General features: G+C 67.7%; 25 protein-coding genes. 14 read left to right on the top strand and 11 right to left on the bottom strand.

The window, feature by feature from the left end; genetic code table 11:
* Positions 1–5 precede the first annotated feature (5 nt).
* Positions 6–926 (bottom strand): 50S ribosomal protein L11 methyltransferase, encoded by a 921-nt coding sequence (gene prmA / locus ACYKG1_RS19475; RefSeq protein ID WP_100474102.1) that lies wholly within the window; start codon positions 924–926, stop codon positions 6–8.
* A gap of 164 nt (positions 927–1,090) precedes the next feature.
* Here prmA and ACYKG1_RS19470 point away from each other — a divergent pair, with 164 nt between their 5' ends.
* Positions 1,091–2,062, top strand: a complete 972-nt coding sequence (locus tag ACYKG1_RS19470) for a hypothetical protein (RefSeq protein WP_100474101.1) — start codon at positions 1,091–1,093, stop codon at positions 2,060–2,062.
* On the top strand, positions 2,059–2,433 hold the full coding sequence (locus ACYKG1_RS19465) for a hypothetical protein (protein ID WP_100474100.1): 375 nt from the start codon (positions 2,059–2,061) through the stop codon (positions 2,431–2,433). Before ACYKG1_RS19470 ends, ACYKG1_RS19465 begins: the two co-directional genes overlap by 4 nt.
* A gap of 100 nt (positions 2,434–2,533) precedes the next feature.
* On the opposite strand, the gene accC is transcribed toward ACYKG1_RS19465, so the two are convergent.
* The 5 genes from accC to ACYKG1_RS19440 form a co-directional block, all read right to left on the bottom strand.
* Complete coding sequence (accC, locus tag ACYKG1_RS19460; protein ID WP_100474099.1) at positions 2,534–3,901, bottom strand: acetyl-CoA carboxylase biotin carboxylase subunit; 1,368 nt, start codon at positions 3,899–3,901, stop codon at positions 2,534–2,536.
* Positions 3,902–3,911: 10 nt separating this feature from the next.
* A complete protein-coding gene (accB, locus tag ACYKG1_RS19455) occupies positions 3,912–4,391 on the bottom strand; it encodes an acetyl-CoA carboxylase biotin carboxyl carrier protein (protein WP_100474098.1) in 480 nt (159 codons plus the stop codon).
* Positions 4,392–4,445: 54 nt separating this feature from the next.
* Positions 4,446–4,868 (bottom strand): lysozyme inhibitor LprI family protein, encoded by a 423-nt coding sequence (locus ACYKG1_RS19450; RefSeq protein WP_202908159.1) that lies wholly within the window; start codon positions 4,866–4,868, stop codon positions 4,446–4,448.
* Positions 4,868–5,317 (bottom strand): type II 3-dehydroquinate dehydratase, encoded by a 450-nt coding sequence (gene aroQ, locus ACYKG1_RS19445; RefSeq protein ID WP_478471145.1) that lies wholly within the window; start codon positions 5,315–5,317, stop codon positions 4,868–4,870. Before aroQ ends, ACYKG1_RS19450 begins: the two co-directional genes overlap by 1 nt.
* Positions 5,318–5,590: 273 nt before the next feature.
* A complete protein-coding gene (locus ACYKG1_RS19440) occupies positions 5,591–6,319 on the bottom strand; it encodes a DOPA 4,5-dioxygenase family protein (RefSeq protein ID WP_100474095.1) in 729 nt (242 codons plus the stop codon).
* A 166-nt stretch (positions 6,320–6,485) separates the two neighbouring features.
* Here ACYKG1_RS19440 and ACYKG1_RS19435 point away from each other — a divergent pair, with 166 nt between their 5' ends.
* A complete protein-coding gene (locus ACYKG1_RS19435; protein WP_262083569.1) occupies positions 6,486–7,313 on the top strand; it encodes an isocitrate lyase/PEP mutase family protein in 828 nt (275 codons plus the stop codon).
* A gap of 76 nt (positions 7,314–7,389) precedes the next feature.
* Here the strand turns inward: ACYKG1_RS19435 and ACYKG1_RS19430 are convergent, their stop codons facing one another.
* Entirely contained in the window at positions 7,390–7,923 is a 534-nt protein-coding gene (locus ACYKG1_RS19430) for a hypothetical protein (RefSeq protein WP_262083568.1), read from the bottom strand.
* Positions 7,924–8,049: 126 nt separating this feature from the next.
* Between ACYKG1_RS19430 and ACYKG1_RS19425 the strand changes: the two genes are divergently transcribed.
* Together ACYKG1_RS19425 and ACYKG1_RS19420 are read left to right on the top strand one after the other, a co-directional pair.
* The gene (locus ACYKG1_RS19425; RefSeq protein WP_100474092.1) at positions 8,050–8,646 is read left to right on the top strand and encodes an NAD(P)H-dependent oxidoreductase; all 597 of its coding nucleotides are present in this window, start codon (positions 8,050–8,052) and stop codon (positions 8,644–8,646) included.
* Between the two features lie 16 nt (positions 8,647–8,662).
* On the top strand, positions 8,663–9,256 hold the full coding sequence (locus ACYKG1_RS19420) for a TetR/AcrR family transcriptional regulator (protein WP_100474091.1): 594 nt from the start codon (positions 8,663–8,665) through the stop codon (positions 9,254–9,256).
* A 5-nt stretch (positions 9,257–9,261) separates the two neighbouring features.
* Here ACYKG1_RS19420 and ACYKG1_RS19415 read toward each other — a convergent pair whose 3' ends face one another.
* Positions 9,262–10,056 (bottom strand): D-alanyl-D-alanine carboxypeptidase family protein, encoded by a 795-nt coding sequence (locus ACYKG1_RS19415; RefSeq protein ID WP_100474090.1) that lies wholly within the window; start codon positions 10,054–10,056, stop codon positions 9,262–9,264.
* 118 nt (positions 10,057–10,174) lie between these two features.
* On the opposite strand from ACYKG1_RS19415, the gene ACYKG1_RS19410 reads away from it, so the two are divergent.
* Complete coding sequence (locus ACYKG1_RS19410; protein WP_478471144.1) at positions 10,175–11,728, top strand: alkaline phosphatase; 1,554 nt, start codon at positions 10,175–10,177, stop codon at positions 11,726–11,728.
* Between the two features lie 42 nt (positions 11,729–11,770).
* The gene (locus ACYKG1_RS19405; RefSeq protein WP_100474089.1) at positions 11,771–12,337 is read left to right on the top strand and encodes a GIY-YIG nuclease family protein; all 567 of its coding nucleotides are present in this window, start codon (positions 11,771–11,773) and stop codon (positions 12,335–12,337) included.
* A 7-nt stretch (positions 12,338–12,344) separates the two neighbouring features.
* Here the strand turns inward: ACYKG1_RS19405 and ACYKG1_RS19400 are convergent, their stop codons facing one another.
* Positions 12,345–12,488 carry a hypothetical protein gene (locus ACYKG1_RS19400; RefSeq protein ID WP_202908131.1) on the bottom strand — a complete coding sequence of 48 codons (144 nt, stop codon included), beginning with the start codon at positions 12,486–12,488 and terminating at the stop codon, positions 12,345–12,347.
* A 98-nt stretch (positions 12,489–12,586) separates the two neighbouring features.
* On the opposite strand from ACYKG1_RS19400, the gene ACYKG1_RS19395 reads away from it, so the two are divergent.
* From ACYKG1_RS19395 to ACYKG1_RS19380, 4 genes are all read left to right on the top strand, one after another.
* Positions 12,587–13,492, top strand: coding sequence for a LysR substrate-binding domain-containing protein (locus ACYKG1_RS19395; RefSeq protein ID WP_100474088.1), 906 nt, complete (start codon positions 12,587–12,589; stop codon positions 13,490–13,492).
* An 89-nt stretch (positions 13,493–13,581) separates the two neighbouring features.
* On the top strand, positions 13,582–14,271 hold the full coding sequence (locus tag ACYKG1_RS19390) for an HAD family hydrolase (protein WP_100474087.1): 690 nt from the start codon (positions 13,582–13,584) through the stop codon (positions 14,269–14,271).
* A complete protein-coding gene (locus tag ACYKG1_RS19385) occupies positions 14,268–15,563 on the top strand; it encodes a DUF5690 family protein (RefSeq protein ID WP_262227864.1) in 1,296 nt (431 codons plus the stop codon). Before ACYKG1_RS19390 ends, ACYKG1_RS19385 begins: the two co-directional genes overlap by 4 nt.
* Positions 15,564–15,573: 10 nt before the next feature.
* Positions 15,574–16,728 carry a TIGR03364 family FAD-dependent oxidoreductase gene (locus ACYKG1_RS19380; protein WP_262227865.1) on the top strand — a complete coding sequence of 385 codons (1,155 nt, stop codon included), beginning with the start codon at positions 15,574–15,576 and terminating at the stop codon, positions 16,726–16,728.
* A 39-nt stretch (positions 16,729–16,767) separates the two neighbouring features.
* Here ACYKG1_RS19380 and phnF read toward each other — a convergent pair whose 3' ends face one another.
* Entirely contained in the window at positions 16,768–17,514 is a 747-nt protein-coding gene (gene phnF, locus ACYKG1_RS19375; protein WP_262227866.1) for a phosphonate metabolism transcriptional regulator PhnF, read from the bottom strand.
* Positions 17,515–17,614: 100 nt separating this feature from the next.
* Between phnF and ACYKG1_RS19370 the strand changes: the two genes are divergently transcribed.
* Together ACYKG1_RS19370 and ACYKG1_RS19365 are read left to right on the top strand one after the other, a co-directional pair.
* Positions 17,615–18,757, top strand: a complete 1,143-nt coding sequence (locus ACYKG1_RS19370) for an alpha-D-ribose 1-methylphosphonate 5-triphosphate diphosphatase (protein WP_478471143.1) — start codon at positions 17,615–17,617, stop codon at positions 18,755–18,757.
* A 136-nt stretch (positions 18,758–18,893) separates the two neighbouring features.
* Complete coding sequence (locus ACYKG1_RS19365; protein WP_478471142.1) at positions 18,894–21,506, top strand: TonB-dependent receptor; 2,613 nt, start codon at positions 18,894–18,896, stop codon at positions 21,504–21,506.
* A 54-nt stretch (positions 21,507–21,560) separates the two neighbouring features.
* Here the strand turns inward: ACYKG1_RS19365 and ACYKG1_RS19360 are convergent, their stop codons facing one another.
* Positions 21,561–22,277: an ABC transporter substrate-binding protein gene (locus ACYKG1_RS19360; RefSeq protein ID WP_478471141.1), complete on the bottom strand. Its 717-nt coding sequence runs from the start codon at positions 22,275–22,277 to the stop codon at positions 21,561–21,563.
* Positions 22,278–22,360: 83 nt separating this feature from the next.
* Between ACYKG1_RS19360 and ACYKG1_RS19355 the strand changes: the two genes are divergently transcribed.
* Entirely contained in the window at positions 22,361–22,732 is a 372-nt protein-coding gene (locus tag ACYKG1_RS19355; RefSeq protein WP_100474083.1) for a VOC family protein, read from the top strand.
* Positions 22,733–22,748 lie beyond the last annotated feature (16 nt).

Raw genomic sequence — 22,748 nt, 5'->3', positions numbered from 1 at the left:
CATGATCAGGCGCGGCGCACGCCGGTGATGCGCATCCAGTCGCCATCCTGGGTGGCCTGCAGATCGTCGAACCACGCGGCGTAGCGCTGCAGCAGTTCGCCTTCCTGACCATGCAGGATGCCCGACAGGGCAATGCGACCGCCAGCGGCGACGCGTGCGGCCAGCAGCTCGGCCAGGGCATCCAGCGCCGAAGCAAGGATGTTGGCGACCACGACCGGGTAGGTGGCGACCGGTTCGTCCTGCGGCAGGTACACATGCATGCGGGCCTGCTCGCCATTGCGCTCGGCATTGTCGGCGGTGGCGACCAGCGCCTGCGGATCGTTGTCCACGCCGATCGCTTCGGCAGCGCCCAGCTTCAGCGCGGCCAGTGCGAGGATGCCCGAGCCGCAGCCGAAGTCGAGCACGCGCTGGCCCTGCAGCTGGCCGTCCACGGCCAGCTGGTCCAGCCAGCGCAGGCACAGGGCGGTGGTCGGGTGGGTGCCCGAGCCGAACGCCAGGCCCGGGTCCAGCCGCACCACGGCGGCATCGGCGGCCTGTGCAGCGTCCGGCAGTTCATGGTTCCACGGCACGATCCAGGTGCGGCTGCCGAAATCCATCGGCTGGAACTGGTCCAGCCAGGCGCGTTCCCAGTCTTCGTCTTCGACCGCGCGGAAGCTGCCATTGCTCCAGTCCAGTTCCGGGTCGAAGGATTCCAGTGCGGCCAGCAGCAACAGCGCGTTGCTGTCGGCGGGGAACAGCGCGCTCAGCACCAGGGTGTCCCACAGCGGCGTTTCACCCACGCCCGGTTCGAGGATGGCCTGTTCGTTGCTGGTGTCGGCTTCGGCATCGAGCAGGGTGACGGCCAGTGCGCCGACGTCCTCCAGCGCATTTTCATAGCGGGGCTGGGTGGCTTCGGTGCAGCGCAGGGTCAGTTCCAGGAACGGCATGGCGGTGGGGGCAATCGCGGGAAAGGGGGCCATGCTAGACCATCGGGGCGTCTCCGTATCGCCTGAGATGCCGCCTTGAGATGAACGGGCGCAGTTCAGACAGGCCTGCCGGGCCTTGCTAAACTCGGCGCTTTCCTGTGCGCCGTGAACGCTCACCGCCGCCGATGGCCTTCGCTCCGACCCTGAAAACCTGGTTGCTCGTGCTGCCGGCGGTGGCCGTGCTGGGCGTGGCCGGGTATCGGGCCAGCGGCCACGCAGCGGGCGGGGCATCGCCGTCGGCGTCGCCGGACCTGCCACTGGCGGTGGCCAGCCGTGACAGCGGAGCGCCGCTGCCGGTGGTGCCCGAAGCACTGGCGCGACGGCTGGCGGCCTTCGAGCGGGGCAACACGCTGCCGTCTGGCCTGCCGCTGGACCTGCGCGCCGACATCGAAGACGCCAGCGACCTGTATGCCTACGCCCAGCGCCTGCGCACACAGGCCGACAACGGTAATCACGAGGCGCGCTGGATGCTCAGCCGCGTCTATGACTATTGCGCGCAGTACGCACTCGATCCGGGCGGCTACCGCCTGGACAACAACGTACTGAGTGGGTTGGGCCTGACGGCGGCGCCGGCGATGGTCGAGGCGCGCGAGCGCGTGGCGCAGCGCTGCGGCGGATTCGTGCCGGGCGACAAGCTGGGCGCGGCGCTGGTGCTGTCCGAACGCCGCAAAGCGGCCGCGCAGGGCAACCTGGCTGCGGAAGCAGCGCTGTTCGCCGAAGGTGAGCCGCTGCACGACAGTGCCGAGTACCGCCGCGACCTGGTCGAGCGCGTGCGCACCTCGCGCGACCCGGAGGCCTACATGGCCATCGCGCCGGGCATGGGCGTGCGTGCTGCCGGTGACCGCGCGCTTGACGGGCTGGTGGCCGGCGAGCAGCTCAGTGAACTTGCATGGCGGCTTGCGGCCTGTGAACTCGGTCTAGCCTGTGGAGCGGACAGCGTGCTGGTCAACAATTTTTGTGCGAACGGAGGGATCTGTTCGCAGGATGGGGCGCAGGATTTCCGGGATTTCGTGTATGACGCTGCGGTATCGCGGCAAGGTGCTGGGAAAATGAAGGAATGGATCAAGCGATTGGTTGGAAAGAGGAACGAGCAATGAACTACCGCCGATTCCTGCACGGGGCCAAGTTCTGGTTCTGGGTGGCGCTGTTCGTGGCCTACTCGGCCGGCGCGGTTGGCCTGTTGATGATCGATACCTACGAGGATCGCTACCGGCATCTGTCGAAGGTCGAACTGACCACGGTGAAGGCGCAGGAAGACGTGCGTCGCGCCGGTGCCAGCCAGGTCGCTGCGGTCTATCGCGCGCAGAGTGGCATGCCGTTCACTTCACTGCCGGCCGGCAGCACCTTCCAGGTGGTGTGGCCCGATGGTTCCACCGAAACCATGGTGATCGTCGATCCGACCTCGCCCAATGGCGTGCGGCCGCTGGCCAATTCGCAGATCCCGGCGACGGCGGCGGACGCGCGCTGAGCCCGCCAGTGTAGAGCCGGGCCATGCCCGGCGCTACAGGAAGGAAACAGAAAAGGGCGGGGAGATCCCCGCCCTTTCCATGTCCAGCACCTGCCGCCGATCAGGTCAGTGCGATCGGCTTGTTCTTGCGCTCGGCGAGGCGCTTTTCCAGGTAGTGGATGTTCTGGCCACCGGCCTGGAAGCCCTTGTCGCGCATGATCCGCTGCTGCAGGGCGACGTTGGTCTTGATGCCATCGACCACCATTTCGCTCAGTGCCACCCGCATGCGGGCGATGGCGGTTTCGCGGTCCGGGCCGTGCACGATCAGCTTGCCGATCATCGAGTCGTAGTTCGACGGCACGCGGTAGCCACTGTAGATGTGGGTATCCACGCGCACGCCGGGGCCACCGGGCGGATGGAAGCCGGTGATGGTGCCCGGGCTCGGCACGAAGGTCTCGGCGTCTTCGGCGTTGATGCGGCATTCGATGGCATGGCCGGTCAGCACCACGTCGCTCTGCTTGATCGACAGCTTCTGGCCGGCGGCGATCTTCAGCTGCTCGGCCACCAGGTCGATGCCGGTGACCATTTCGGTAACCGGATGCTCCACCTGGATGCGGGTGTTCATTTCGATGAAGTAGAAGCGGCCGTCCTCGTAGAGGAATTCGAACGTGCCAGCGCCGCGATAGCCGATGCGGATGCAGGCTTCCACGCACACCTTGCCGATCTGCTCGCGCTGCTCGGCGCTGATGCCCGGTGCCGGTGCTTCTTCCACCACCTTCTGGTGGCGGCGTTGCATCGAGCAGTCGCGCTCGCCCAGGTGGATGGCGTTGCCCTGGCCGTCGGCCAGCACCTGGATTTCCACGTGGCGCGGATTCTCCAGGAACTTCTCCATGTAGACCTCGCCATTGCCGAACGCGGCCTTGGCCTCGCTCTTGGTGGTTTCGATCGAGGTCTTCAGCGAGGCTTCGGCGTGCACCACGCGCATGCCGCGGCCACCGCCGCCGCCAGCCGCCTTGATGATGACCGGGTAACCGATCTCACGGGCGATCTTGGTGTTGGCGACGATGTCCTCGCCCAGCGGGCCGCCCGAGCCGGGCACGCACGGCACGCCGGCGGCCTTCATCGCGCGGATGGCTTCGACCTTGTCACCCATCATGCGGATGGTGTCGGCCTTGGGACCGATGAAAATGAAGCCGGACTCTTCCACGCGTTCGGCGAAGTCGGCGTTCTCCGACAGGAAGCCATAGCCCGGATGGATGGCCTGGGCGTCGGTGACTTCCGCGGCAGCGATCAGTGCCGGGATGTTGAGGTAGCTCTGCGGCGACGGCGCCGGGCCGATGCAGACCGACTCGTCGGCCATGGCCACGTGCTTGAGGTTGCGATCGACCGTGGAGTGCACGGCCACCGTGCGGATGCCGAGGGTGTGGCACGCACGCAGGATGCGCAGCGCGATCTCCCCTCGGTTGGCGATGACGACTTTGTCGAGCATGGCGTGCCCCTCAGCCGATCACGAACAGCGGCTGGTCGAATTCCACCGGCTGGCCGTTCTCGCCGAGGATGGCGACGATGGTGCCGGACGTGTCGGCCTCGATCGGGTTGAACATCTTCATCGCTTCGATGATGGCCAGGGTTTCGCCTTCCTTGACCTGCTGGCCAACGGTGACGAAGGCCGGCTTGTCCGGGGCGGACGAGGCGTAGAAGGTGCCGACCATCGGCGAGCGCAGCACGTGGCCTTCCGGCAGCGCCGGGCCCGGCTTGGCGGTGCCGCCGGTGGAGGCTTCGGTCGGCGACTGCATCGGCATCGCCTGCGGCGCCGGAGCGGCCGGAGCGGCGTACACCGGGGCTGCAATCGGGGCGGCATAGCCGGCCACCGGGGCGCGCGACAGGCGCACCGACTCTTCGCCTTCCTTGATTTCGATTTCAGCCAGGTTCGACTCTTCCAGCAGGTCGATCAGCTTCTTGATTTTGCGGAGATCCATGGTGGCCTCTTTGCTCGTGATGTCAGTGTGGTGGGGAGTGCGGTTGCACTCGGGTCAAAGCAGTTCGTAGAACTCGCGCAGCTGCCGCGTACGGTCGCGCGTCTGGGTGATCAGGCACTGCATCTTCGCAGGGTTGCGCGAGGTGCCGTCTGCATTGAAGGCGTAGACCGCCTCGCAGTCTGCATCGCGCAGGGTTATCCAGATGCGCTGGGCCTTCACCAAGTGCTGTTCGGCCGCCGCGCAGCGGCTGCAGCTGCCATCGGCGGCCTGTGCCTTCAGTTCGCCGCGCGCCTGGATGTAGACGGCGTTCAATGCGCTGTCGGCATCATCCAGGCGATCGGAATCGCACATGTCGCGCTCGTAGCCACCGGTGGCCTGCGCGCAGTCAATGCCTGCGGCCGCGCGCTCGGCGGCGACGCTGGCGCTGCACACACCGGCCCACAGCACGATGCCGGCAACCACTCTTGGGAGCATCATCACGTGCGGGCCGCCTGCACGCGCAGCAGCGCCGCGTCCATCGCGTAGCGATAGCTGTCGGCACCGAAGCCACAGACCACGCCCACGGCCTTGTCACTGAAGTAGCTGTGCTGGCGGAACGGCTCGCGGGTGTGCGGGTTGGACAGGTGGATCTCGATGAACGGCACCGCCACCGCCGCCAGCGCATCGCGCAGGGCAACCGAGGTGTGGGTGAAGGCGGCGGGGTTGATCAGGATGAACGCGGTTCCGTCGTTGCGTGCGGCCTGCACGCGGTCCACCAGCACATGCTCGGCGTTGGACTGCAGGCTCTCCACGGTGTGCCCGGCAGCCGATGCCTGGGCGGCCAGGGCCTGGTCGATGTCGGCCAGCGTGGTGTGGCCGTAGACCTCCGGCTCGCGGGTGCCGAGCAGGTTGAGGTTGGGGCCGTGCAGGACCAGCAGCTTCGCCATGGGATCCGGAAGACGGGAAAGTGCGGCAGTCTGGCGGAACCGGCGGATACTGTCCAGTTCGGCGAAGTTTGCAGCGTTTCAATCGATTGTTTGAAATTCGCCGAAGCGCTTGTGGCCGTACGGCGGGCGCTGGATCAAGGCGCGCTGAATGGCGTGCTGGCCGGGGATGCAGGCACGTAGGCCGACGATGACGGCAAGGCCGGACGATGACGGATGCTGCAATGGCCCGTGACGCCGTAGATCCACGCCATGCGTGGATGGATGCTCGATTGCTCAGGTCTCCAGCGGCACCGTCGGCACCACGTTCGGGAACACCTCCTCCAGCGGTTCCCGTTCCCCGGGCTTCGGCGCTGGCCAGTTGTAGGCATTCACCGGCTGCGCGCGGTTCACCCATAACGCGTAATACAGATGGTCGGCACGGCCATCACCGGTGTTGGGGTGGATCAGGATGGTCAGGCCCAGGCTGTTGAGCTGCAGCCAGGGCACCAGCACCGGCAGCAGGTCGTTGGTGAAGCCGAAGTAGAACGACGGGGTGACGTGCGGGCCGCGCGGCTCAAGGTTCCAGTTGCCCAGTTCCACCGGGAAGCGCTCGGCCGCCCAGCGCCGCAGCAGCGCGGCCTTCTCGAAGCTGTCCTCATCGAAGTAGATATGCGCGTGATAGCTCTTGATGTCGGTGTAGGCGCGTGGCCGGGCGGGCAGGGTGGCCTCGCCAGGGCGCACGCTGGTCGGGCGCGGGGTGGGCTCGCTTGCCGTAGCCAGGCCCCAGGGGCTGCGGCCTTCGGGCGTCGGCGGGACGATGGCGCGGAAGCCGGGGCGTCCGGGCTCGGTAGTGTTCACCGCGCTGTCGCTGCGCGCGGCGGCGGTGGCGGTCGACGCGCTGGCCAGGCCGCCGGCAGCCAGTCCGGCTGATGCGATCAGGCGACGTCGTGCGGGCGAGAGCAGGTCGGCCCAGTGGGCGTCATCGTCGCCGGCGTCGACGGGGGGCTGCGGGTCCGGCTGCATGGAAGGCTCCGTGGTGGCACTGTGTGGGCAGGCAAGCACGCTCGGGCAGCGCGCACGGTGGTGTCCAATAAGCAGCCGGTATCACTTCATGCACGGCCGCCTTCATCGCCATTGAGCGCGGCCGGGCGGCGGGCTAGGGTGCAGGTCTGCCGCCCCGGAGCCCGCCATGACCTCGCCTGATGCCGACACCCAACGCAAGCGCGTGGCTTTCCGCCAATTGCATGCACACGGTTGTTTCGTGCTGCCCAATCCGTGGGACGTGGGCAGCGCCCGCTACCTGCAGCGCCAGGGCTTCCAGGCACTGGCCACCACCAGTGCCGGTTGCGCCTGGAGTGAAGGGCGGCCGGATGGGGCGGTTTCGCTGCAGGCCACGCTGCAACATCTGCGGCTGATGGCGGCAGCGACACCGCTGCCGTTGAACGCCGATTTCGGTGATGGCTTCGGCGCCACGCCTCAGGCCGTGGGGGAGGCGGTGGCGGCAGCGATCGGCACCGGCATCGCGGCGCTGTCGATCGAGGATGCCAGCGGCGTGGCCGATGCACCGCTGCGCCCGATCGACCAGGCGGTCGAGCGCCTGCGCGCTGCCCGTGCAGCCATCGACCGCGCGGGTGGCGACGTGCTGCTGGTCGGGCGCGCCGAGAATTTCTTCGTTGGCGTACCGGACCTGCAGGACACCCTGCGGCGCCTGCGTGCGTATGCCGAGGCCGGTGCCGATGTGCTGTACGCGCCGGGCATCAGCACGCGCGAGCAGATCAGTGCGGTGGTTGCCGCTGCGGGATCGAAGCCGGTGAACCTGCTGGTCGGTGGACCGACACCGCTGAGCCTGCAGGACATCGCTGCACTCGGCGTGCGCCGGGTCAGCCTGGGCGGTGCGCTGGCGCGCGCGGCATGGGGTGGGCTGATGCAGGCGACCCAGCCGATCGTGCAGGACGGCCGCTTCGATGGCCTGCAGCAGGCGGCTTCCGGGGCTGCGTTGAACGCGCTGTTTCGCTGACGGCAGCCTCGGCGCGGGCCCCAGGCCAGCAGGCGGGCAGAAGCTCCACGCCATGCCTGGATGGATGTGCCTGCGATTACAGCGCTTCCATCCCACTCTTGGGCAGCGTCACGCCAGGTTCCAGAGCCGGCAGCAGTTGACGCAGCAGCGCGGGGTTGTCCAGCAGCGTGGAACCGTCAATGAAATTCCATTGGCTCGTGCCGACACGGCGTACGGCGACCATGAATGACGTGCTGCGCATCGGCGCCTCGCGCACGCGGAGCAGTGATTGGCGCAGTACGAAGCAGACGTCCTCGTCACCGGCCGCATAGGTGCGGCCCGGCACGCCCGCTTCGTCGCTGATGATGGTGACGCCGGCCTTGCGCAGTGCCTTCACCGTATCGCGGGTCGCCCGCGCATAGGCCTCGTCGCCGCCGGCCAGCTGTTTCAGGCTGGGATGGGTGCGCGCGATGATCAGCTCGGTATCGCCCCGGGCGAAGGCGTCCATCATCGCCTGCACCTCCTTGCGCAATGCGACCGAGTCTTCCGGACTGAGTTCACCGGCCAGCGCTGGCGCAACGGCCATTGCCATCGGCAGGGCCAGCAGAAGGGCAAGCAGATATCGGTGCATCGTCGGGTATCTCGGCGGCAACCGCCGCACTATACGGTGGATGCGGAAACAGCGTCCCACCCATGGTGCTGGTATCCCGGGCGTCGCTACTTACTATTGGTAGTTAGTGAATTCCGGACATCCCCCATGCACACCCTCATCGTTACCGCCCATCCTGAATCCGGCGCGTTGACCCAGGCCGTCGCCAGGCGTATCGGCGACGCGATCACCGCGTCGGATACCGCCAACAGCGTGACCCACGCCGATCTGATGGCCGAAGGCTTCGATCCACGCTTCACCCGACAGGACCAGGCGCTGTTCCGTGGCACCGGCGCAGCTCCCGCCGACGTCGCCGCCGAGCAGGCGCGGCTGGAGGCTGCCGACACGCTGGTACTGGTCTACCCGCTGTACTGGTGGTCGTTCCCTGCGCTGCTGAAGGGGTGGATCGATCGCGTGTTCACCCAGGGCTGGGCCTACCAGGACGGTGCCGATGGCAAGGTACGGAAAAAGCTGCAGTGGTTGCATGTGCACCTGGTCGGCATCGGCGGAGCCGGCGCGGACATGATCGAACGGCGCGGCTACGGTGCCGCGATGAAGGCCCAGATCGACATGGGCATCTTCGACTACTGCGGCGCGCGCGTGCTGTCATCCGATCTGCTGCTGGACGCCGATTCCGGTACGGCCGAAGCGCATCTGCAGACCGCGCTGGCGATCGGCCGTAAAATCGGTACTCCGATGCGCTGACCGCCGTGCCCTGCCGATGCCTGCCAATGCCGCACCCACGCGCCGCCGATTGACCCGCGAGCAACGCGCCCGCCAGTTGCTGGACGTGGCCTGGGCACTGGTGGGCGGCGAAGGCACCGACGCGTTGACGCTCGGGCGGCTGGCCGAGGCAGCCGGCGTGACCAAGCCGGTGGCCTACGACCATTTCGTCACCCGCAATGGGTTGCTGGCGGCGCTCTACGATGACTACGACGGCCGCCAGACGCGGGTCTTCAACGAGCGCATCGGCCGCGCCAGGGCGCAGCTGGCCGATCGCGCGGCGGCCATCGCCTCCGGATACATCGACTGCATCCTCAGCCAGGGCAGTGAAGTGCAGGGCATCCTCGCCGCACTGGTCGGCGCACCGGAACTGCACGAGGTGCGGCGGCGCTACCAGCAGGATTTCATCGACAACTGCGACACCTGGCTGGGCCCGTTCGCTGCCGATGGCACGGTGCCGCTGGCGGGACGCTGGGCGATTCTCGGTGCGGCCGAAGCCTTGTCCGAAGCCGTGGCTTCCGGCGCGCTGGACAAGGCCGCTGCCGAAGCCGAGCTGCAGCGCTTGATCGTAGCGACGGTCAAGCGGCGCTGAGCCGCTCAGGCGTTGGCGGTGTTGCCGGCCAGTGCCGCGAACCCGGCGGCCAGCCGTTCGCGCACCAGAGCGTCGCGCGCGTCGCGGCTTTCAGAACCCAGTACCACGGTGATCAGGCGGGCCGGCGGGTCGTGCCCGGGCACCGGCCGGCATGCGGTGGCGGCCAGGCAGAAGCCTGCGGCCTGGGTGTAGCCGGTCTTCAATCCATCCACGCCGTCTTCGCCAAGCAGTGCGTTCTGGTTGCTGCGGCTGAAGCTGCCATGCGCGAATGCGCGCTGCGCGGTGATGGCCAGTATCTGCGGATGGTCATTCAGCAGGCAGGCGGCCAGCACTGCCATGTCGCGCGCGCTGGACGCATGGTGCGGCGTGGTGATGCCGGAGACGCTGGCGAACCAGGTGTCGCGCAGGCCAAGCTGGCGTGCGTGCCGGTTCATGCGGTCAAGGAACGCAGGCTGTGATCCGTCCAGATGGCGCGCGATGGCCAGCGCCGCATCATTGCCGGAGACGATCATCAGCCCTTCCAGCAGGCGTGCCAGGCTGACCGATTCGCCGGGCACCAGGCCCATGCGCGTTTCATCGTCGGCCACCGCATGCACATCCTCGGCGGCGATGATGACCGCTTCGTCCCACGCCCTTCCGTTCTCTTCGACACATTCGTAAGCGGCGTAGGCCGTCATCAGCTTGGTCAGCGAGGCCGGTTGCCGCGCGACGTCCGCGTGGTGCTGGTGGATCACCGCGAAGGTTGCCGCATCGAGGGTGATCGAGGACAGCGGCGCGCGCGCAGGAGCAGGAGACGGCATGGAGAGGGCGATGGAGGAGGGCCTGCAGGATAGCCCGTGGCGGCTGCACCAAGCTGCAATATTGAAACGATATAACGTATCGTCATTGTGGGCCGCCGATGGCCCGATGGGATATCCGATGACTGCACCTGTTCCTCGCCGCCGGCTTCATTCTTGGCTGCTGCTCGCGCTGGCCGCGCTTGGCGGCTGCCAGCCCAACCTGCGCGCCGAGGCCGTTTCCTCCGCCGAAGCCCGCCCGCACAACGTGATCGTGATGATCAATGACGGTGCCGGTTGGGGTACCTGGGACGCGGCCGCCTACTGGCAATACGGCAGCCGCGAAGGCGCACCCTATGCCGATTTCCCACAGCGCCTGGCGGTGACCACTTTCCCGCTGAACGCCAGCAGCCAGCCGACCCGCGATCACGCACAGGCCCTCGGCTACGACGCAGCCAGGGCGTGGGACGAAACCCCAGTGCCGGCGCAGGACCTGCCGTTCGCCGGCTACCAGTACCTGGCGGCGGTCGCGACCGACAGTGCTGCGGCGGGTACGGCGTTGTCCTCGGGGATCAAGACCTACAACAACGCCATCAATTACAACAACGATGGCAACGCGGTCGAGTTCAACACGCTGCGCGCCAAGCGCCTGGGCATGGCCACCGGCGTGGTGACCTCGGTACCGTTCGCGCACGCCACGCCGGCGGCGTTCGCGGCGCAGAACGCATCGCGCAACAACTATCACGCCATTGCGCACCAGATGCTGGCGCAGGGCCACATGGACCTGGTGATGGGCACCGGCGGCCCCGGCTACAGCGTCGATGGTCGCGCCTGCGACGAGGGTGCCGGTGCGACGAAGGCCGAGGGCTGCGCGAACCCGTGGGAATGGGTATCGCAGCAGGACTGGCAGCAGCTGGAAGCGGGCAGCACCATTGCCGGCAATCCGGCGGGGCCGTGGCGCCTTATCCGTAGCAAGGAAGCGTTCGCTGCGCTGGCGCAGGGAACGCTGCCGGCCGACCGGCCGCTGATTGGCGTGCCGCGCGTGGCCAATACGCTGCAGCAGGCGCGCCAGCTGCAGGTGCTGGGCAAGGATGCGGCCACGCCTTCCGGTGTGAGGAAGATCGACAGCGTGCCCGATCTTGCGACCATGACGCGCGGCGCGCTGCAGTTCCTGCAGCAGCGTTCGGCCAAGGGCCTGTTCCTGATGGTGGAAGGCGGGGCCACCGACTGGGCCGCGCATACCAGCGCCTGCGGTACCGAATGGCACTACGGTCAATGCAGCGACCAGCCGCAATACGGCCGCCTGATCGAGGAAACCGTGGAGTTCAATGACGCAGTGGCGGCAGTGGTTGAATGGATCGAGCGCAACGGTGGTTGGGAGCGCAACCTGCTGATCGTCACCACCGACCACGACAACAGCATGCCGATGGGCCCGGATGCACAGAACGTTGCCTTCGAGCCGGTACGCAACAAGGGTCGTGGGCGCATGCCGGGGATGAGCTTCCGCCCCACCGGCAACCATTCCAATGCGCTGGTGCCGCTGTGGGCAAAGGGCGCTGGCGCGGAGCTGCTTGGAAAGCGCGTGCGGGGTGTCGATGCCGGTTACCGCCAGCACGTGCGCTGGAACGACGGCAGCTACATCGACAACACCGACGTGGCTGCGGCGGTGCAGGAGGCGCTGCAGCATCCACGGTAACGCCCGGTTGCACCTGGGCTGTTGTCGAGGCAGCCTGCGCACATGCAATCGGATATCCGCATCGACGGTCGTGTCTTCGCCTACGTCTTCCCCTGTGCCTGGGAGGACTACGCCAAGATCGGCTTTTCACGTGATCCGCTCAGACGCATCGGCGCATTGCACCGGCGTTGGTTCGAGTTCTTCGACCTCGACGCCGGTGCACTCGTGGAAGCGGAAAGCGAGCGTGATGCGCGGGATCTTGAGCTGCAGCTGCGTTCGCCGTTCAAGGCGCACCGCGCACCGGCGCCGATGACGGTCCAGGACAAGGCTGGAGGTCGTACCGAATGGGTACGTGGTGCCAACCCGGCGTTGTCGCGTGCGATTGCCGCGTTGGGCGAACAAGGCTATCGCTGTTATCCACTGAAGGCGTGGCTGCGGGCGGCGATGCGCCTGCGCATGGACCGGTTGCACGACTGGGCTGCGGTGCAGCTTCCAGAAGAGGAAGGCCTGCGGATGCCCGGTGGCCCCGGCGAGGGCGCGCTGCGTGACACCCTCGACGGTTGCCGGGCATTGGATATCGATCCGATCCCGTGGCTGCCTGAACACGTCCAACGCTGGTATGCAGGTTGAGGAGCGTTCAACGGGTTCGCGGCGGCTGAACCGGCGCGGCCGGTTGCCGCGCGCACTGCGGGGCAGGTGCAGACGGGCTGGCCAGCTGCCGTGCCAGCTCGGCGTTGGCTACGTGGCCGTGCAGGAACAACAGGCTGCTGTAGATGTTCATGAGCGTGCCTCCACTTGAGTGGATTGCACGATACGGGCAGCATGGGTAGGCACAAAGCGACATTTCCGCAAGCATGCCTTGAGAGGAATTCAAGCCTGATGTCCCGCCCTCCGCTCCATGCCCTGCAGGGCTTCGTGGCCGCCGCCCGGCTGGGCAACCTCTCGCGCGCCGCCGCGTCGATGAATGTGACCGTCAGCGCGCTCAGCCATCAGATGCGCCAGCTGGAAGAGCGGCTGGGACAGCCGCTGCTGGTCCGCCAGCCGCGTGGCGTCACCCTCACCCTGGAAGGGCAGCGCCTGCTCGACCAGGTCGGCCCGCATCTGGATGCGATCAACGAGGCCTTCCAGCCCTATGCCGCACGCGCCGAGCACGTGCTGACGATCAGCGCGGTGCCGTCGATGGCGTCGGCGTGGCTGGTGCCGCGGCTGGGTCACTTCGTAGCTGAGCACCCGCAGATCGAGATCAACCTGCAGTCGAGTGAACGCCTGGTTGATTTCGAGCGGCAGCGCCAGTTCGACGCCGCGCTGCGGCTGGGCAGCGGGCAGTGGCCGGGCCTGGTGGTGGAGCCGCTGTTCGACGAGTGGCTGCTGCCGATGGCCAGCCCGGCACTGATCGAACGCATGGGCGGCATCGACCGCGTGCCGCTGAACCAGTGGCCGCTGTTGGGTGATCCCGACGGCGCATGGGGTGCCTGGTTCGCGCTGAGCGGGCAGAACCCTCCGCCGCGCTTCGTGGCGGTGCTGGATGATTCGGAGGCACACCACCGCGCGGCGCTGGACGGCGTAGGCGTGGCGCTCGGACGGGTGACCCGGGCACGCCTGCTGCTGGAATCCGGCCAGCTGGTCGCGCTGTCCAGGCTGCGACTGAAGACGGCGTGGCCGCATTGGCTGGTGTACCCGCAGCGCTCGGCCAGCCATCGTGGCTTCCTCGCCTTCCGCGACTGGCTGCATGCGCAGGCCGCCGAGCACGTGCGGCACATGGCAGCGCAGGGGCCGCACGGCTAGACAGGTGCACCGGCCTGTCCGGGCGCTGTCATCAGCGTGTGGCCGGTCGCGGCGAAGCTGGGCACCTCCGCTCAACACCACCTGCCGCCATGCGCTACCGCCTCGTCGTCCTTGATATCGCCGGAACCACCGTTGCCGACCCGGGGCTGGTCGCCCGCGCCTTCGCCGAAGCGATGGCCGCCGCCGGCCACCCCATCGACGTGGAGGACGTTCGCCCGTTGATGGGCTACCCCAAGCCACAGGCCATCGCGCGGCTGCTGGGCACCGCGGTGGACGACCCGCGCGTGGCACCGATCCACGCCGACTTCGTGGCGCGCATGCTCGAGTGCTATCGCCATGCGCCGGGCATCGCACCGTTGCCGGGTGCCGAGGCTCTGTTCGAAACGCTGCGCGCGCATGGCATCCGCATCGGCCTGGACACCGGCTTCTCGCGCGACATCGCCGAGGTGATCATCGAGCGGCTCGGCTGGCAGGATCGCATCGATGCGCTGGTGGCCAGCGACGAGGTGCCGGCGGGTCGACCGGCACCTTACATGATCCAGGCGCTGATGCAGCGCACCAGCGTCGACGATGCCGCGACGGTGGTGAAGGTGGGCGACACCGAGGTCGACATCAATGAAGGGCGCAATGCTGGTGTCGGCCTGAACGTGGCGGTCACCACTGGCGCGTTCACCCGTGCCGAACTGCTGCCGCATGGTCCGGACCACATCATCGACCACCTCGAGCGCCTGCCGGCGCTGCTCGGCCTGGCACGTTCCGGCACGGTCGCCGCTGCATGAGCCGGCCCTCGCTGCGGGCGCGGCTGCAGGGGCATCCGCTGGCGCTGACGGTGTTCGCCGGCAGTGCCGCACTGTCCACCTATGCGTGCATGTACGCCTTCCGCAAGCCATTCGCCGCCGCATCGTTCGATGGCCAGCACCTGTTCGGCGCCGACTACAAGGTGTGGCTGGTGGTGGCGCAGGTGCTGGGCTACATGTGCAGCAAGTTCATCGGCGTGCGGGTGATCGGCGAACTGCGCGCCGAGCGCCGCGCCAGCCTGCTGCTGGGCCTGATCGGCATCTCCTGGCTGGCCCTGCTTGGCTTCGCGCTGGTGCCGGCGCCCTGGAACATCCCGTTCCTGTTCCTCAACGGCTTGCCGCTGGGCATGGTCTGGGGCCTGGTGTTCAGCTACCTGGAAGGGCGGCGGACCACCGAAGCGATGGGTGCGATCCTCGCCTCCAGCTTCATCATGGCCTCCGGCGTGGTGAAGTCGGTCGGCAAGTGGCTGCTGCTGCAGGGCGTGAGCGAGTTCTGGATGCCGTTCCTGTGCGGGTTGCTGTTCCTGCCGCTGCTGCTGGTGTCGGTGCGCATGCTCGAACGCATTCCTGCTCCGGATGCCGCCGACCTGCGCGAGCGCTCGCCACGCCTGCCGATGGATCGCACGCAGCGCCGTGCCTTCGTGCGCCGCTTCCTGCCGGGGCTGGCACTGATGATCCTGTGCTATGTGTGCCTGACGGTGGTCCGCGACTTCCGCGACAGCTTCGAGGCCGAGCTGTTCCGCGAGCTGGGCTATGGTGGCAGCGCCGGCGTGTTCGCCGCCATCGAGACGCCGGTGGCGTTCGCGGTGCTGGCACTGACCGCCGGCCTGACCTGGTTCCGCAACAACCTCAACGGCCTGATGGCGTTGCACGCGCTGATGTTCATCGGCCTGGCCACTGCAGGACTGAGCACGCTGGCGTTCCGCGAGGGCATGCTGCATCCGCTGGCGTGGCTGGGCCTGGTGGGCTTCGGCCTGTACCTGGCCTACGTGCCGTTCAACTGCGTGTTCTTCGAACGCCTGATCGCCACCTTCAAGGTCGCTGGCAACGTCGGCTTCGTGATGTACCTGGCCGATGCATTCGGCTACCTGGGCAGCGTGCTGGTCCTGCTCGGCCACGAATTCTCCGGCCTGCAGCTGTCGTGGGTGCGTTTCTTCTCCAGTGCGGTCATCCATCTGTCGCTGCTGGGCGGTGCCTGCCTGTTGTTGTCGCTGCTGTACTTCCACCACAAGGCGCTGCGCCTGGCCCGCATGCCGGCACTCGCCTCCGTCTGAGTCCATCCCCATGAAGAACACAACCGCCCTCGTGGTCGGTGCCGGCATCGTCGGCTTGGCCGTGGCCCGCGCGCTGGCCGTACGTGGCTGCAAGGTCACCGTGCTGGAACGCCATGAACGCGCTGTCGGCGCCTCCATCCGCAACTTCGGCATGGTCTGGCCGATCGGCGTGCCCAATGGCCCGTTGTATGAGCGCGCGCTGCGCTCGCGGCAGATCTGGCAGGAGCTGATCGACGTCGCCGGCCTCTGGCACGATCCCAGCGGCTCGCTGCATGTTGCCCATGCCGACGACGAATGGGCCGTGCTGCAGCAGTATGCGGCAGCCAATGCGCAGCTGCGCCCTTGCCGCCTGCTGGATCGGGATGCGGCACTGGTGAAGTCGCCGGCGCTGGTTGCGCGCGAACTGCGTGGCGCACTGTTCAATGCCGATGAGCTGGTGGTCGATCCGCGCCAGGCGATCCGCGCGCTGCCGGATGTGCTTCACCAGTGCCATGGAGTGCAGTTCCAGTGGCGCACGCCGGTGACGGCGGTGGAGAGCGGCCGGGTATGGTCCGGCAGCCGCCTGTTCGAGGCCGACCAGGTGTTCGTCTGCAGCGGCCCGGAGTTTGAACAACTGTATCCCGAGCTGTACGCGGCGGCCCCGCTGACACGCTGCAAGCTGCAGATGCTGCGGCTGGCGGCGCAACCCTCCGCGTTCCGCCTGGGCGCTGCGCTTTGTGGCGGCCTGTCGCTGGTGCACTATGCTGGCTTCCGCGAGGCCGCCGATGTCGCTCCGCTGCAGGCGCGCTACCAGGCCGAGCATGCCGACCTGATCGAGCTGGGCATCCACGTGATGGCCGCACAGAACGGCCTGGGTGAAATCACCATTGGTGATTCGCATGCCTATGCGCATACGCATGATCCGTTCGACGAGCACACCATCAACCAGAAGGTGCTCGATTACCTGTCCCGTTTCATGCAGGTTCCGGACGCGCGCATCGCGCAGACCTGGCACGGCATCTATCCCAAGCTGCTGGACGGCCGCAGCGAGTTCGTCGCCGAGCCGGCACCGGGCGTGACCATCGTCAACGCCATCGGCGGCGGTGGCCTGGGCATGACGCTCAGCTTCGGCCTGGCCGAGGAACTGGTGGACGGTCGCTACGCGGCATTGCGCCGCGCGGCGTGAAGCCTGCGCGCGGCGGGTGCAACGCCCGCCGCGCCTTCCCTAGAGGTCGCTGCTGACCATCAGCTGCACCCAGTCACCGGCGAAGCTGGTGATGCCGAACTGCACTGGCTGCCCCTGCGGATCGACGTTGAGCGAGTGCACGCACAGCACCGGCCGTCGCGTTGACTGCCCGAGCACGCGTGCGACCTCGGCATCGGGCAGGCGCGCCATCACCGTCGTATGCCGGCGCAGGTAGTCAGTGACCCCGAACGCGGCAAGCGTGCGGGTCACCGACGGCGTGCGTGCGAACACCTCGCCCAGCCCTGGGAAGCGGGTGGCCGGGAAATAGGCTTCGCTGTGGTCCACCGTGCGGCCTTCCACCTGGCTGGAGTACACCACCCGATGCACGCGTTCGCCGGCAATCAGGCCGAGCGCACGGGCCACCTGGCGGCTCGGCACCTGCACGCGGGCATCGAGCAGGGTGTAGTGGCTTTCCACGTTCAGGTCATGCATGGCCCGGCCGAAGCGGGTACGCCGGCTGATCGGGTAGTGGTACGGATGCTCCTGCACGAAGCTTCCGCGGCCGGTTTCGGTGCGTACGTAGCCGCGCTCCTCCAGCGCCTCGATCGCGCGCCGCACGGTGTGGCGGTTGACCGCGAAGCGCTTGGCCAGCACCTGCGCCGAGGGCAGTGCATCGCCTTCCACCAGCTGGCGTTCGCGTATCTGCCGCAGCAGCGCCTGTTCGATCTGCTGCCACAGTGGCAGGACCGAATCGCGCGGCGTCGGGGCCGGGGCGGGCATGGTCATCAAACCTCCATCTGCGGCTGCTGGACTAGACAGGTGCACTGCACGTGCAGGCATATCAACGCGTTGCGGTTGCAACGGCATGACACAGACGGTGGAATCCATGGGCGAACGCATCCTCGACAATCTGAAGCTGGTGCTGGCCGACGAGGTCGTGCACGGCCATGTGGTGCTGGATGGGGCACGCATCCGCGCGGTGGGGCAGGGGCGGGTGGGGCTGCCGGGCGCCGAAGACTGTGGCGGCGACTGGCTGATGCCAGGGTTTGTCGAGCTGCATACCGACAATCTGGAGAAGCACCTGGTGCCACGCCCCGGCGTGGCTTTCCCGGCGGCGGCGGCGGTGCAGGCGCACGATGCACAGCTGCTCGCCGCAGGCATCAGCACGGCCTGCGATGCCTTGGCAGTGGGCGACGTGGAAGCCGACAGCGTGCGCGTGCGCAGCCTGCAGGCCGCCCATGCGGCGCTGGCCGAGGCGCGCCGTGCCGGCGGCCTGCGCAGCGACCATTACCTGCACCTGCGTGCCGAACTGCCGTATCCCGGGTTGCTGCCGCTGCTGGAGCCACTGCTGGATGATCCGGCGGTGCGCCTGCTGTCGCTGACCGACCACACACCGGGGCAGCGCCAGTTCCGCAACCTGCAGCGCTATGCGGCCTACTATGGTTTGCCGGCCGACACGAAGACCGGTTATCTGGAAGACCTGCTGCAGGCACGCCGCGCGCAGCAGGCGCGCTTTCGCCCTGCACACCTGCGACAGGTGTTGCAGTGGGCGCGCGGGCGCGGCCTGTGCCTGGCCAGCCACGACGACACGGTGGCTGCGGATGTGGATGAAGCCGTGGCCTGCGGTGCGCGCATCTGCGAGTTCCCGACCACGCTGGAGGCCGCTGCGGCCGCGCGCGCGGCCGGCCTGACGATCGTTGCCGGCGCACCCAACCTGGTGCTGGGCGGCTCGCATTCGGGCAACGTGGCGGCGCTGGAACTGGCCCGCGCCGGTTGCCTCGACGTGCTGTCCTCGGACTATGTGCCGGCCAGCCTGCTGCCGGCGCTGGGCGTACTGTGCGTGCAGCTGGGCTGGAGCCTGCCGCGTGCGGTGGGCACGGTCAGCCATGCACCGGCACAGGCGCTGGGCCTGCCGGATCGGGGCCGCATCGGCGAAGGCCTGCGCGCCGATCTGCTGCGGGTGCGTGGATCCATGCCGGACTACGTGGCCGAGGTCTGGGTGGGCGGCCGCCGCCTGCTGGCCCAGTGACCACCCTCGCGATCACCTAGACAGCTGCCCCGACCTGCCTAGTGGATGCCGCCTGCGCTTCACCGCGCTGATTGAAAGTGGCCGCCATCGCCGCTCCCGCTGTAGCGGTCCACTTTCCCTTGCCACCGCCATCGCCATGTCCACTCTGCCTACGCGCCATCCGCTCACTTTGGGCCTGCTCGCCCTGCTGCATGCCCCGCTGGCCGTCCAGGCCGCGTCTCCGGCCGCGACCGATACCGCACCCGCCCCCTCTGCCGTTGATCTGGATACCGTCACCGTGGTCGGCAGCATCGTCAGCGGCGAGAAGCAGGCACTGGACGCCCAGCGCGAAGCCAGCAACCTGATGAACGTGGTCAGCGCCGATGGCATCGGCAAGCTGCCCGACCACAACGCCGCCGAAGCCGTGCAGCGCGTACCGGGCGTGTCGATCGAACGCGACCAGGGCGAAGGCCGCTTCGTCGCGGTGCGAGGCCTGCCCGCACAGTGGAACTCGACCACCCTCAACGGTGACCGTCTGCCGACGGCCGAAGAGGAAACCACCAGCCGCGCCACCGCGTTCGATTTCTTCCCGACCGAGCTGATCGAACGCATTGAAGTGAGCAAGACGCTGACGCCGGATCGCGAAGGCGACGCCATCGGTGGCCAGGTCAACTTCGTTACCCGCACCGCGCCTGCGCGCCGCACGTTTGCCGCCAGCGTGGCCGGCAACTACAACGACAAGGCCGTCGATACCGGCACCAGCGCCAATGTGCTGTATGGCGACCGCAGCGCCGATGGCCGCTTCGGCTTCCTGATCAACGGAACCTACTGGAAGCGCCCCTGGGCGACCGACAACTTCGAACCGCGGCGCAGTGCCGATGGCCTCGGCATCTACCGCCTGGAGCTGCGTGACTACACCGGTGAGCGCACCACCCGCGGCGTCAATGGCGGCATGGAGTTCCTGCCAGCGGACGGCCACCGGCTGTACGTGCGCGGCCAGTATGGTGAACTGAGCGATGACGAGACCCACTACAAGCACCGCTATCGTTTCGACAAGGATCGCGTCGAGCTGCAGAACATCCATAACGAGCTGATCACCGAGTTCAAGACCATCGAATTCGGCGGCCAGCACACCTTCGGCCGCGGCCAGGTGGACTGGAAGCTGGCCAGCGCCGAGAACGACTTCCGCTATGGCTGCATTCCCACCTGTGCCGACAACGCCTACTTCGTGGTCCAGTTCAACCAGGGCAAGGTCGGCTACCAGGGCCTGCAGGACCGCGGCGCAGGGCGCAACTCGTACAACGCCATCGATGGCGGCAACGTCGCCGCCGATACCCCGGAGACCCATCTGCCGCCTGGCTTCTCGATGGACCCGCGGAAGATGCCGCTGAGCGCGGTGGAGCTGTATCGGGTGGCGATCAATGAGAAGGACAAGGCCGTCGCGCAACTGGACTTTACCTTCGATGCCAGCGATACGCTGACCTGGAAGACCGGTGCCAAGTACCGCGACAAGCAGCGCCGCGCCCGTTTCTCCGACGAGTTCTATGCCTGGAACACTGCTACCGGCGGCCCGGTGCCGACCCTGGCCGACTTCCCGTTGATGGACCAGCCCGGCCGCAGCGGCTATGACACCGGCAATGGCCGCGACTACGCCCGTGACTTCTCGCAGGTGGTGCCGATGCAGGCCCTGGCCGAGTGGTACCGGCAGAACAGGCAGCATCTGGTGCTGGTACCGGCCGACTCGGCGCTGGTGGCCAATGGCGCGGCGTTGGGCCGCAACTTCGACGTGGCCGAGAAGCAGTACGCGGCCTATGCGATGGGAACCTGGACGCCGGACGAACGCTGGGACGTGGTCGGCGGTGTGCGCCTGGAGCGGACCGCCACCGACGTGCGCGGGCTGGTGCTGGAGCGCGATGCCGATGGCACCAGCACGCTGGTGCCCAACCTGGGCCGCAAGCGCTATACCTCGGTGCTGCCGCAGCTGAACGTACGCTTCTCACCCCGCAGCGATCTCAACCTGCGGCTGGGCCTGACCCGCAGTTTCGCCCGGCCGAACTTCGGTGACATCAACCCGGGTGGCTCGTTCATGGAGGCCGATGGCACCTTCACCTCCGGCAACGCCAACCTGGACCCGACCTATTCGGACAACCTGGACCTGATGGCCGAATGGTATGCCGGTCCGCTGGGCCTGCTGTCCGGCGGCGTGTTCTACAAGAACATCAGCAATCCGGTGTTCCAGAGCAGCAGCACCGGCAGCTTCAACGGCAACCCCAACGTCACCTTCTACCGGCCCGAGAACGGTGACGACGCCAAGCTGTGGGGGGCCGAGTTCGCCTTCGTGCGCCGCTTCGATTTCCTGCCCGGCCTGTGGAGCAACTTCGGCATCAACGCCAACCTGACCCTGATGGATTCGCGCATGCGCATTCCGGGTCGTAGCGGCAACGTGCCGATCACCGGCCAGGCCGACCGCCTGTACAACGTTACGGTGTACTACGACGACGGCGCGTTCGCAGCTCGTCTGGCCACCAACCACAAGGGTGCCTACATCGAAGCGCACGGCGACAGCAGCGCCACCGACGCCTGGTACGGCGCCAACACCTCGGTCGATTTCAGTGCGTCCTATACCTTTGAACGCTGGACGGTGTTCGCCGAGCTGAGCAATCTCACCAACGAGCCGTTGAAGTACTACCAGGGCAGCCCGCAGCGCCCGCTGCAGGTGGAGTACTACGGCCGCCGCGCGCAGATCGGCTTGAAGTACCTGTTCCAGTAAGCCGTACGCGCGCCCTGTAGCGTCGAGCCATGCTCGACTCCGTGTGCTCTACAGTCACCGAACCAGCGTGACTGCCTGCCCGGCGCGCGCGAACGCTTCCTCAAGCAACGGGCCGGCCTTGATCGCTTCCACCTCCTCGAACAACGCCCGCAATGCGTCGGCCGGGCGTGAGGCCGGCGCCGCCACTGCCTGCTGGATCGAGGTGAAACGGTCGGCCAGCACGCGGTGGCCGGGATGCGTCTGCGCCCATGCTTGCAGCGGTTGGCGTACACCGGCGGCGGCATCCAGATGCTGCTGATCGAACAACGTGATAGCGGCTGCCGACGTCTGCGCCCGCTCGATCATGGCGTGGCGCAGTTCACGGCTGAGAAACAGGTCGTAGGCTGCACCACGGCCGACCGCGATGCGCAATCCATCGCGATCGAGGTCGGCTGCCTGCTGCGCGGGGCTGTCCTCGCGCACCAGATAGGTGCCTTCGATCTCCACGTACGGGGCACTGAAGGCAACGCGGTCGGCGCGCGCCGGATCGATGGCCAGGAAGGCCAGGTCCCAGCCGTCTTCGCCTGCTGCGGCGACCACCGAGGCTGCGGCGTCGTGGCAGGTGAAACGGGCCTGCACGCCCATCCGCTGCGCCAATGCGGTAGCCAGTTCCAGCGAGGGGCCGCGCGGTGAGCGCGCATCGCCCTGTGCCAGCACCGGATTGCCCAGGTTGATCGCCACGCGCAGGAAGCCGTGCGGTGCCAGCGTACTTCGGTGGTCGGCCAGGGACATGCAGGACTCCACGGGGCAGGGGGGACGTCCAGCATGCCAGTGCTCCTGCGCAGGCGGCGTCAGCGTCCGGTTATCCTGCGCGGATGAACCTGATCCTGCATGTCGAGATCCCAGCCAGTGACCTGGCCCGTGCCATTACCTTCTACCAGCAGTGGTTGCAGGTGGAGATGGACGAACCGATCGTGCTGCACGAATGCCGCATGGCCTACCTGCCGTTCGCCGATGAAGCGGCGGGGGCCAGCATGGCGCTGGTGCAAGGGGCGGACTATCTGCCGTCCGAACAGGGTGCCCGCATCTACATCGGGGTTGATGACCTGGATGCCAGTCTTGAGCGTGCGCTGCGCGCCGGGGCCGAGCTGCGCTTCGGCCCGGCCGACGCCGGCGGCTGGCGCGTGGCCGAGATCCGCGACAGCGAAGGCAACCGGATCGCATTGCAGGCGCGCGCGGCTGTGTAGCGTCGAGCGATGCTCG

Source organism: Stenotrophomonas sp. 85239_Sma, assembly GCF_056481725.1.
Note: the sequence above shows the minus strand (reverse complement) of the source record. Positions and strands in the feature narration are given on the sequence as shown.

Excerpts from the sequence above, each read along its gene's own strand:
- ACYKG1_RS19360 (WP_478471141.1), bottom strand. The coding sequence starts at position 22,277 with ATGTCCCTGGCCGACCACCGAAGTACGCTGGCACCGCACGGCTTCCTG.
- prmA (WP_100474102.1), bottom strand. The coding sequence starts at position 926 with ATGCCGTTCCTGGAACTGACCCTGCGCTGCACCGAAGCCACCCAGCCC.
- ACYKG1_RS19435 (WP_262083569.1), top strand. The coding sequence starts at position 6,486 with ATGACCTCGCCTGATGCCGACACCCAACGCAAGCGCGTGGCTTTCCGC.
- ACYKG1_RS19395 (WP_100474088.1), top strand. The coding sequence starts at position 12,587 with ATGTCCCGCCCTCCGCTCCATGCCCTGCAGGGCTTCGTGGCCGCCGCC.
- ACYKG1_RS19430 (WP_262083568.1), bottom strand. The coding sequence starts at position 7,923 with ATGCACCGATATCTGCTTGCCCTTCTGCTGGCCCTGCCGATGGCAATG.
- accC (WP_100474099.1), bottom strand. The coding sequence starts at position 3,901 with ATGCTCGACAAAGTCGTCATCGCCAACCGAGGGGAGATCGCGCTGCGC.
- phnF (WP_262227866.1), bottom strand. The coding sequence starts at position 17,514 with ATGACCATGCCCGCCCCGGCCCCGACGCCGCGCGATTCGGTCCTGCCA.
- ACYKG1_RS19425 (WP_100474092.1), top strand. The coding sequence starts at position 8,050 with ATGCACACCCTCATCGTTACCGCCCATCCTGAATCCGGCGCGTTGACC.
- ACYKG1_RS19415 (WP_100474090.1), bottom strand. The coding sequence starts at position 10,056 with ATGCCGTCTCCTGCTCCTGCGCGCGCGCCGCTGTCCTCGATCACCCTC.
- ACYKG1_RS19370 (WP_478471143.1), top strand. The coding sequence starts at position 17,615 with ATGGGCGAACGCATCCTCGACAATCTGAAGCTGGTGCTGGCCGACGAG.
- ACYKG1_RS19365 (WP_478471142.1), top strand. The coding sequence starts at position 18,894 with ATGTCCACTCTGCCTACGCGCCATCCGCTCACTTTGGGCCTGCTCGCC.
- ACYKG1_RS19405 (WP_100474089.1), top strand. The coding sequence starts at position 11,771 with ATGCAATCGGATATCCGCATCGACGGTCGTGTCTTCGCCTACGTCTTC.
- ACYKG1_RS19450 (WP_202908159.1), bottom strand. The coding sequence starts at position 4,868 with ATGATGCTCCCAAGAGTGGTTGCCGGCATCGTGCTGTGGGCCGGTGTG.
- ACYKG1_RS19385 (WP_262227864.1), top strand. The coding sequence starts at position 14,268 with ATGAGCCGGCCCTCGCTGCGGGCGCGGCTGCAGGGGCATCCGCTGGCG.
- ACYKG1_RS19420 (WP_100474091.1), top strand. The coding sequence starts at position 8,663 with ATGCCTGCCAATGCCGCACCCACGCGCCGCCGATTGACCCGCGAGCAA.
- ACYKG1_RS19355 (WP_100474083.1), top strand. The coding sequence starts at position 22,361 with ATGAACCTGATCCTGCATGTCGAGATCCCAGCCAGTGACCTGGCCCGT.
- ACYKG1_RS19470 (WP_100474101.1), top strand. The coding sequence starts at position 1,091 with ATGGCCTTCGCTCCGACCCTGAAAACCTGGTTGCTCGTGCTGCCGGCG.
- accB (WP_100474098.1), bottom strand. The coding sequence starts at position 4,391 with ATGGATCTCCGCAAAATCAAGAAGCTGATCGACCTGCTGGAAGAGTCG.
- aroQ (WP_478471145.1), bottom strand. The coding sequence starts at position 5,317 with ATGGCGAAGCTGCTGGTCCTGCACGGCCCCAACCTCAACCTGCTCGGC.
- ACYKG1_RS19465 (WP_100474100.1), top strand. The coding sequence starts at position 2,059 with ATGAACTACCGCCGATTCCTGCACGGGGCCAAGTTCTGGTTCTGGGTG.
- ACYKG1_RS19410 (WP_478471144.1), top strand. The coding sequence starts at position 10,175 with ATGACTGCACCTGTTCCTCGCCGCCGGCTTCATTCTTGGCTGCTGCTC.
- ACYKG1_RS19390 (WP_100474087.1), top strand. The coding sequence starts at position 13,582 with ATGCGCTACCGCCTCGTCGTCCTTGATATCGCCGGAACCACCGTTGCC.
- ACYKG1_RS19400 (WP_202908131.1), bottom strand. The coding sequence starts at position 12,488 with ATGAACATCTACAGCAGCCTGTTGTTCCTGCACGGCCACGTAGCCAAC.
- ACYKG1_RS19440 (WP_100474095.1), bottom strand. The coding sequence starts at position 6,319 with ATGCAGCCGGACCCGCAGCCCCCCGTCGACGCCGGCGACGATGACGCC.
- ACYKG1_RS19380 (WP_262227865.1), top strand. The coding sequence starts at position 15,574 with ATGAAGAACACAACCGCCCTCGTGGTCGGTGCCGGCATCGTCGGCTTG.